Raw genomic sequence first — 8455 nt, 5'->3', positions numbered from 1 at the left:
GTTTTGACTGGCTTTTTGTACGGTAAGTTTGGATAGTCTAATACTATATTAGCCTTGAACAGCACAACAGAGCCCGAACAATCTTTAGTTCCCATGGATTAAGCACAAGTATGTCAAAAAGAGTAAGGAAAAAATGAAATATTTCAACGAATAATGATACACATTTTGACATACAGAATACGGTTTGTTTCCTGATGTGTCATAAAGCATGCTTTTTGACAGTGTTCAGAATTATGCTTACTCTTTGCAGCTAAAGATGCTGGTGGATGAACTGCGTGATCTTGAATTCGGATAGGTACCTTTTTCGCTTGTTTCGGCAACGCTTTAGTAGATGATTCGATTGACTAGAAAAATACATCAAATATTGGAGGCAGCCAAGCGAACGTAACTTCTACTAACCATTCCGACACAGTAGTTATCTCTGAATACCACTATACACAAAGGGCAGAATATACATGTTCATGTAACTGGAAGGAGGTCGTTACATAATGGATAGGCAAACACTGGCTGCACATGAATCACTTGAAATCCATGAAGCACTCAACTTCAAGACACTCTGCCTTGCCAAGTCTAAATTGATGCAAGGCATCGTATTCGATCAGGATCTAAAAGCATTGATGCAAAAAGACGTAGAACAAACTACGCAAGCAATTGCCGAGCTACAGGCAGTCTATCAGAAAGCTCCATTCCAAGCCCCGGTTCCGCAAAATCGCCCTACTCCTATATTGAATTGAAGGTGATACTCGAATGAATAACGATTATCAAGATCCGATTAATGCGTTACACATGCCGGAGATGGCTGATATGACGTTTGCCATGGATTTCCTCGTCCGTTCCAAAGAGGGCGTCCGAAACACGGCAATCGCCCTGACAGAAACAGTATCCCCTGAGGCTAGAGCGGTACTTCGCAAGCAGCTCCACCAAGGGATCGCTATCCATCAAGAAATTGCTGAGCTCATGATTAGTAAAAAATGGTTCCACCCTTACGAACTCAATGAACAATATCAATTGGACCAGCTTTCGGCCTTGAACACCATCCAAATTGGACAAATGAAGCTTTTCCCTGAGGATACCTCGCGCAAAGGCATGTTCGATCGGACGCCAGATGAACAATAATATTGGAGGAACAATGGATGAAAGCTGTTACATATCAGGGCATTAAGAACGTCGTGGTAAAAGAAGTTCCAGATCCAAAGATCGAGAAACCCGACGATATGATTATCAAGCTGACCAGCACAGCAATTTGCGGATCTGACCTGCATTTAATCCACGGAATGATTCCGAATTTGCAAGAAGACTATATCATCGGCCATGAACCAATGGGTATTGTTGAAGAGGTTGGCCCGGGCGTAACCAAGCTGAAAAAGGGAGATCGCGTCATTATTCCATTCAATATTGCCTGCGGGGAGTGCTTCTACTGCAAGAACCAGTTAGAAAGCCAATGCGATAATTCAAATGAGAATGGGGATATGGGTGCTTACTTCGGCTATTCAGGCACGACTGGCGGTTATCCTGGAGGACAAGCCGAGTATTTACGGGTGCCCTTCGCAAATTTCACCCATTTCAAGCTCCCTGAAAACTGCGAAGTGGAAGACGAAAAGCTGTGTCTGATCGCCGATGCCATGACGACCGCTTACTGGAGCGTTGATAATGCCGGTGTGAAAAACGGAGATACAGTCATTGTTTTGGGCTGCGGTCCAGTGGGACTTCTTGCACAAAAGTTTTGCTGGCTGAAGGGCGCAAAACGTGTAATCGCGGTCGACTATGTCGATTACCGCTTGCAGCATGCAAAGCGTACGAACAATGTGGAAATCGTAAACTTTGAGCAAGAGAAAAATATTGGAAGCTATCTGAAGGAAATGACAAAGGGTGGCGCTGATGTTGTCATTGACGCTGTTGGTATGGACGGGAAAATGTCCGATTTGGAGTTTCTCGCGAGTGGCCTAAAACTGCAAGGGGGCGCAATGGGTGCGGTGGTTATCGCTTCTCAAGCCGTGCGGAAGGCTGGCACGATTCAAATTACCGGTGTCTACGGAGGACGATATAATGCGTTTCCTCTTGGCGACATCATGCAACGCAATGTCAATATTCGTTCGGGACAAGCCCCAGTCATCCACTACATGCCGTATATGTACGAACTCGTGACGTCAGGCAAAGTGGATCCCGGCGACATCATCACCCACGTTATCCCTTTGAGCGACGCGAAGCGCGGATACGAAGTGTTCGATACGAAGACGGACAACTGCATCAAAGTTGTTCTAAAGCCTTAACTAGATCGTGGAAAGGGAGGCTGTCCTTCGATGGCATATGGATTGCACGAACAGCTGGAGGTTCATGAGATTGCTGCTTTTAAAACCATTTGCTTGACCAAATCCAAGACCATGCAAGCATTGGTTGCGGACGAAGCGTTAAAACAAATTTTAGCCGATGATGTTCATGTATCTACTAGACAGCTTCAGGAGCTGAGCTCGTTGCTAACAAATGCAGCTACATAGGAGGTGGAAGACAAGATATGGCTGGTATTCTTCAAGATATGATCGGCATGGGTGGCATGACGGATCAAGTAGTGGCAATGGACTTGCTAATCTCAGCCAAGAGTGGTGTGAGAAATTACGCCATGGCTCTAACCGAAACAGGCACTCCGGAAATAAAAGCTACGCTTACCAAACAATTGGAAGAAGCGATTGATTTGCACGAAAAAATTAGTACGTACATGATCGAGCAGGGCTGGTACCACCCTTGGAATGTTAACGAGCAGATTAAGTTGGATCAACAGAATATCCAAACAGCGTTGAATTTGCCATAAAGCACCCTTCGAAGTGTGCTTTTTCTCACAAGAAGACCAGCATGGGCGTCATTTCTACGGTGGAAGTTGGAAGGGGGGACCCGGAAAACATCCAGGTAAAAAAATGATTCTGGCTTCATTTTATGAGACAGTAATATCCTTTTTATTTCCTCACGCTGTGAAAATGTTAGAGACGCCATGGGCGTCTTTTTTCATTATCGCTGATAATCAAAAAAACAACCGAATGTACCTTCTGTCGCGTGATCGTGAAGGGCCATAGAGTTAGTACTTCTTACTGTGAATGACATAGATTCATCTATTCTCGCTAATTCATTTTGAAGTATTTCAAGATCATCTAAATCCATTTCGATTTTTTGTACGAGCTTATTCCAAACTTGCAAAGTATCTTGCCAATTAAGTAAATTGAACTAATAACAAATAACATCGGCAATAATGACTATATGGCTCAATCAACGTAACATACGATTCTTGTTTTTACATGGGGTTACGATGTGTTTCGTAGATCAACCGTATATAGATATTTTGAAACCAGGGGAGGATTAACATTGAAGGTTTTAGTAGTAGAAGATGACAAGACCATTGCAGATGGTTTGCACTATTCGCTTTCCAGTGAGGGTTATGAAGTCGTTCTTTGTGAAGGGAAACAAACTGCAATTGAAACAATCAAGCAACAACGTTTTGATATTTATTTACTGGATCTAACTTTGCCAGATGGTAATGGCTATGAGATTTGCGAATATGTAAAAGAAAATCAGGAGGCACCTGTCATCTTCTTGACGGCGTGTGATGATGAAATCAATGTGGTTCGGGGGTTAGATATGGGAGCAGACGACTATATCACAAAGCCGTTTCGTATTCGGGAGCTGATTAGCCGAATGAAGTCATCCCTTAGGCACTATCAAAAAGACCATACCCCGACTGACAACGTGAAGATTGGAAATGTTGTCGTAAATACGAAACTGGCTAAAGTGTACAAAGGAACCGAGGAAGTGATGCTGACTGCTTTAGAATACCGTTTACTGTTGGCATTCATAAATAATAGAGGGCAAGTTCTGTCCAGAAATCAGTTGTTAGAGGGCATTTGGGATCTAGATGGTAACTTTATCAATGACAATACCCTTTCTGTCTACATTAAGCGGCTTCGAGAAAAGTTGGAGGATGATAGCCAGAATCCCAAAGTGATAGAAACCGTACGCGGACTTGGCTATCGAATGAGTGGAAGTCATGCTTAAAAACAAAGAAATACGGAAGTTATGTATGTATAGCGTGCTTATTTCCATCATGGGGATCACAATTCTTTGGATAATCGATTGGAGAGCGGGGATTGTGGCGATTGCCATGGTATTTCTGCTCCTTTCCTGTTTTTTCCTGTTTACCCGCAAACGCTATCAGGACATCAGTAAGCTTGCTTATTATTTGGCTTCTGTCTATTCAGGCCAACCCACGATGGATATTAGGGATAACGTTGAGGGTGAATTGAGCATTCTGAAAAATGATATTTATAAAGTCACATTAACGTTGTCTGAGCAGTCTACTCTTCTGAAAAAGGACAAACAATACTTGGCAGATACTCTTTCGAACATCTCCCATCAACTAAAAACGCCACTTGCCTCCATGTTTGTCATGGCTGATTTGTTAAACAACCCGAGTCTGCCAAAAGACAAGAGGGAGGAGTTCTTAGGCAAGATTATCAATCAGCTAAAGCGTATTGAGTGGCTCGTGACTTCATTGCTCAAGCTGTCCAAAATCGATGTGCAGAGCGTTATTTTCAAGAAGGAATCCGTATCTGTCAAAAAAATGATAAACAAGGCATTAGAACCACTCCTTGTCCCCATGGAATTAAAAAATCAGGAGCTTTCTTTTTCCTGTAAAGAAGACCTTTTCGTGTATGGAGATGAAAACTGGACGGTAGAAGCCATTTTGAACGTAATTAAAAACGGGATTGAGCATACACCGGTTGGGGGACGTATTGCTATTTCGTGTGAGGAAACAGCATTGTATACACAAATTGTCATTGCCGACAGTGGCGAGGGGATTAGCCCGGAAGATGCTCCACACATTTTTGAACGATTTTATAAAGGGAAGAATGCTGGAGCGGATAGTATTGGAATAGGGCTAGCAATGTCAAAAACAATCTTGCAAAGTCAAAACGCCGATGTGTTTATGGAAAGCCAGATTGGTGTAGGCACAGCATTCAAAATCAAATTCTACAAGCAAATGATGTAGATGACAAAATTGTAAGATTGAATGTCACCGACGAGACATCTTTGGCAGCTATTCTATACGTAATAACGAATCTAGGAGGTTCATGATGGAGATTTTGCGAGTAGAGAACCTGTCAAAGACGTACGGTGATGGTGAAACAGCTGTTACTGCACTGAACGATATCTCATTTTCCGTACAAAAAGGGGAGTTTGTGGCGATCATTGGACCATCTGGTTCAGGGAAGTCTACCCTTCTACATATTCTGGGGGGCGTTGATACACCCACATCCGGTAAGGTGATTGTTGACCAGACTGATATGTACGCGATGAATGAAACGGCACTGGCCATCTTCAGACGCAGACAGATTGGGCTTATCTATCAATTCTACAATCTGATCCCTGTCCTTAATGTAGAGGAAAATATTACCCTACCATTGCTGTTGGACGGTAGAGAAGTAAATCAAGATATCTTTTCCGATATCGTAGAGACTCTAGGTCTTCAACAGCGATTAAAGCATCTGCCAAACCAGCTTTCTGGAGGACAGCAGCAGCGTGCGTCCATTGGCCGTGCATTGATTAGCAGTCCCGCCATTGTATTGGCTGACGAGCCTACGGGGAATCTAGACAGCAAAAACAGTGCTGAGATTGTGAAGCTCTTGAAAAAACTACACAAAGAGCGGCATCAAACCCTGATTGTTATTACACATGACGAAAACATTGCCTTACAAGCAGACCGTATTATCGGCATTCAGGATGGCAGGATTTCTAGAGATGAGGTGATCAGGCGATGAATATCGTAAATCAGCTCACGTTACGCTATATGAAGCAGAATAAGAGCCGTACTCTTGTTACAATCATTGGGGTTATCATTTCTGTCGCAATGCTTACAGCAGTATTTTCGATTAGTAGTTCTTTCATGGATATGATGCAGAGAAACACGATTGCCTACACTGGTAAATGGCAGGCAGCTTTTTTCGATGTTACAGGAGAAGATGTTGCGGTTATTACAAATACAGAAGCAATTGAAAGATACGACATTGACCAGGAACTCGGATTTGCACGACTTTCTAACTCTGCAAACAGGGCTAAGCCTTATTTGTATATTACTGGACACAGTAATCATGATGTAATAGGGATCAGCCCAATTGATGGGCGTTTGCCTCAGAATGAAAATGAACTGGCACTTTCATCACAGTTTCTTCAAACTGCCGGTGTTAGCTGGAAGGTTGGAGATGTAGTCACATTAGATTTTGGTAAACGTAGCTTGAATAAAGATGGTACGAGCGAGACGTTGGGCAACAATGATGCCTATCAATCAAAGGAAGTCTTTACGCCTACAAAAACGAAAACATACACCATTACCGGGATTGTTCAAGCACCAGCTAGAGAGCAGGATGCAATGGCTGCATACCGTGCATTTAGTGGTCTTTCAGAGGGTGCCTTGGAGGAGGGTTTCCCCTACACGGTAAGAGTTGAATATAAGGATTTTAAAGGTTTAGGGAATGACATTTATGAAACGAGTGACACGATCGCTAGTAAGGTGAGCGGAGTAAATAATCAAGGTAAATCTAATGGAGTAAAAATCAAGTACAACCGGGATCTTTTGCTTTATTCAGGGATTTCGAGTGATTCCCGCTTTCTTAACACCATGTATCTGGCAGTCCTTACCGTTGGAAGTATCATTCTGATTGGATCTTTCTCACTCATCTACAACGCGTTTTCGATCTCGCTTTCAGAGCGTAGTCGCACTTTAGGGATGTTATCTAGCGTAGGGGCAACCAAACAGCAAAAAAGGGCTTCTGTATTTTTTGAAGCTGCTGTGATCGGGGTCATAGCGATTCCAGCTGGGTTGTTTTTCGGGTCCATTGGTATTGGGGTTACTCTCCATTTGCTTAGTCCATTCATTCAAAAAATGTTTGTCGTTAGTGAACCGATGCGATTGGTGATAGAGCCGTACAGTATGATTGCTGTCATTTTGTTTTCCATTTTGACGCTGCTCATTTCTGCGTGGTTTCCAGCAGTGAGGGCATCGAGAATTACACCGATAACTGCGATCCGCCAGACAAAGGATATCGAAATAAAAGGAAAAGATGTACGTACATCCAAAATGACCCGTAAGTTGTTTGGATATGAAGCGGAACTAGGATTAAAAAATCTGAAAAGGAATAAACACCACTATCGCTCAACGGTCTTTTCTCTTGCGATCAGTGTAATCTTGTACCTTGCTGCTGCTTCCTTTTCGTTGTATATGGATAAGTCCTATAATATGGCACAAGCACCGCTACCATATGATCTGTCCGTATACGCAAGGGGAGCCGATTGGGAAAGGGTACGTTCATTAACAAATGATTTGATGTCTGTCCAAAACGCAACAACAAAAGTGAAGACTCAACTTCTTTATAATGATCTATACCTCAACGAAAACGAGGTTACCACAGACATCTCCAGTCGCCATACTCTTAATCCAGATGGGAAATACAACATGTCTGCAAAGATTGTTTCTCTTGATGAGGCTTCTTTTGCAGCGTACCTGCAATCCGCGGGGATTGATGCAAAGAAATGGGAAGGTGACGAGATTTCCGCCATACTTGTCAATCAGATCACCTTGAAGGAAAAACATAATTTTACAGATATCACTCAACTAACCGTACAAGAGGGATCAGAAATACCTCTCACTATGATTGAAGGAGCTAAAGTCCGAATTGCTTCTATCACGGATAAACGTCCACCTTTTATGCTACGATACGAGGAAGATGTTTCTAGCGTGACATTTGTCGTTTCTGAACGAGACTTTGACAAGCTACGAGAACTAGGTAACGATATGCTGACTGAGCAAATTTTCAGCGAGGTTGAATTTACAACAGGGCAGTCTGCGGCATTGGAAAATGAAATAAACCCAATTATTAACAGATATCCAGATGTATATGTCTATACGACCAATCTGATTGCGGAGCGTCAGGATGCACTGAATCGCGCCACAGTCACATCCGTATTCCTTTATGGGTTTGTGGTTCTCATCGGACTCATTTGCATGGCAAATATTATCAACACGATTTCGACAGGGATGGCCTTGAGAAAACGTGAGTTTGCGATGTTGGCTTCCATAGGCATGACACCAGAGGGCATGAAGAAAATGCTACGCTTCGAAGGATTCTTTTATGGAATGAAGTCACTTATTTACGGTTTACCGATTAGTTTATGCGTGATGTTTTTCATCTACATGAGCCTTAGCCGTAATTTTGAATTTGCTTTTACGTTGCCTTGGGCGAATCTCATCCTTGCAGGGATAGGTGTGTTTTTCATTGTAGGTACATCCATCCTCTATGCGACTAGAAAATATAAAGAACAGAGTATTGTTGAATCGCTGAAGAACGAAAATATCTAATGTAGCGGGTAATTTTGGGACTAGCGAAGAATGGTTATTCAAGCCATAAAAAAGAAGGAT

At 42.7% G+C, this 8455-nt stretch carries 9 protein-coding genes; all 9 read left to right on the top strand.

Annotated elements, in window-relative coordinates:
• Positions 1 to 488: 488 nt before the first annotated feature.
• The 9 genes from HP398_RS29115 (at position 489) to HP398_RS29075 (ending at position 8395) form a co-directional block, all read left to right on the top strand.
• Positions 489 to 734, top strand: coding sequence for a hypothetical protein (locus tag HP398_RS29115; RefSeq protein WP_017247078.1), 246 nt, complete (start codon positions 489 to 491; stop codon positions 732 to 734).
• Positions 735 to 747: 13 nt separating this feature from the next.
• Positions 748 to 1116, top strand: coding sequence for a spore coat protein (locus tag HP398_RS29110; protein ID WP_017247079.1), 369 nt, complete (start codon positions 748 to 750; stop codon positions 1114 to 1116).
• A gap of 17 nt (positions 1117 to 1133) precedes the next feature.
• A complete protein-coding gene (locus tag HP398_RS29105) occupies positions 1134 to 2270 on the top strand; it encodes a zinc-dependent alcohol dehydrogenase (RefSeq protein WP_017247080.1) in 1137 nt (378 codons plus the stop codon).
• 30 nt (positions 2271 to 2300) lie between these two features.
• Positions 2301 to 2495 carry a hypothetical protein gene (locus HP398_RS29100; RefSeq protein WP_017247081.1) on the top strand — a complete coding sequence of 65 codons (195 nt, stop codon included), beginning with the start codon at positions 2301 to 2303 and terminating at the stop codon, positions 2493 to 2495.
• Between the two features lie 17 nt (positions 2496 to 2512).
• Entirely contained in the window at positions 2513 to 2806 is a 294-nt protein-coding gene (locus HP398_RS29095) for a spore coat protein (protein WP_017247082.1), read from the top strand.
• Between the two features lie 545 nt (positions 2807 to 3351).
• Positions 3352 to 4038 (top strand): response regulator transcription factor, encoded by a 687-nt coding sequence (locus tag HP398_RS29090; RefSeq protein WP_173624356.1) that lies wholly within the window; start codon positions 3352 to 3354, stop codon positions 4036 to 4038.
• On the top strand, positions 4031 to 5032 hold the full coding sequence (locus tag HP398_RS29085) for a sensor histidine kinase (RefSeq protein WP_173624360.1): 1002 nt from the start codon (positions 4031 to 4033) through the stop codon (positions 5030 to 5032). Before HP398_RS29090 ends, HP398_RS29085 begins: the two co-directional genes overlap by 8 nt.
• 85 nt (positions 5033 to 5117) lie before the next feature.
• Positions 5118 to 5801: an ABC transporter ATP-binding protein gene (locus tag HP398_RS29080; protein ID WP_017247086.1), complete on the top strand. Its 684-nt coding sequence runs from the start codon at positions 5118 to 5120 to the stop codon at positions 5799 to 5801.
• Positions 5798 to 8395: an ABC transporter permease gene (locus tag HP398_RS29075; protein WP_173624355.1), complete on the top strand. Its 2598-nt coding sequence runs from the start codon at positions 5798 to 5800 to the stop codon at positions 8393 to 8395. The genes HP398_RS29080 and HP398_RS29075 overlap by 4 nt, the downstream gene beginning before the upstream one ends.
• Positions 8396 to 8455 lie beyond the last annotated feature (60 nt).

It is taken from the genome of Brevibacillus sp. HB1.4B (genome assembly GCF_013284285.1).
GTDB classification, from domain to species: Bacteria; Bacillota; Bacilli; order Brevibacillales; family Brevibacillaceae; genus Brevibacillus; species Brevibacillus porteri.
The sequence above is the reverse complement of the archived record's forward strand: the minus strand, read 5'-3'. Positions and strand labels throughout refer to the sequence as shown.

Excerpts from the sequence above, each read along its gene's own strand:
- HP398_RS29115 (WP_017247078.1), top strand. The coding sequence starts at position 489 with ATGGATAGGCAAACACTGGCTGCACATGAATCACTTGAAATCCATGAA.
- HP398_RS29110 (WP_017247079.1), top strand. The coding sequence starts at position 748 with ATGAATAACGATTATCAAGATCCGATTAATGCGTTACACATGCCGGAG.
- HP398_RS29105 (WP_017247080.1), top strand. The coding sequence starts at position 1,134 with ATGAAAGCTGTTACATATCAGGGCATTAAGAACGTCGTGGTAAAAGAA.
- HP398_RS29100 (WP_017247081.1), top strand. The coding sequence starts at position 2,301 with ATGGCATATGGATTGCACGAACAGCTGGAGGTTCATGAGATTGCTGCT.
- HP398_RS29095 (WP_017247082.1), top strand. The coding sequence starts at position 2,513 with ATGGCTGGTATTCTTCAAGATATGATCGGCATGGGTGGCATGACGGAT.
- HP398_RS29085 (WP_173624360.1), top strand. The coding sequence starts at position 4,031 with ATGCTTAAAAACAAAGAAATACGGAAGTTATGTATGTATAGCGTGCTT.
- HP398_RS29080 (WP_017247086.1), top strand. The coding sequence starts at position 5,118 with ATGGAGATTTTGCGAGTAGAGAACCTGTCAAAGACGTACGGTGATGGT.
- HP398_RS29075 (WP_173624355.1), top strand. The coding sequence starts at position 5,798 with ATGAATATCGTAAATCAGCTCACGTTACGCTATATGAAGCAGAATAAG.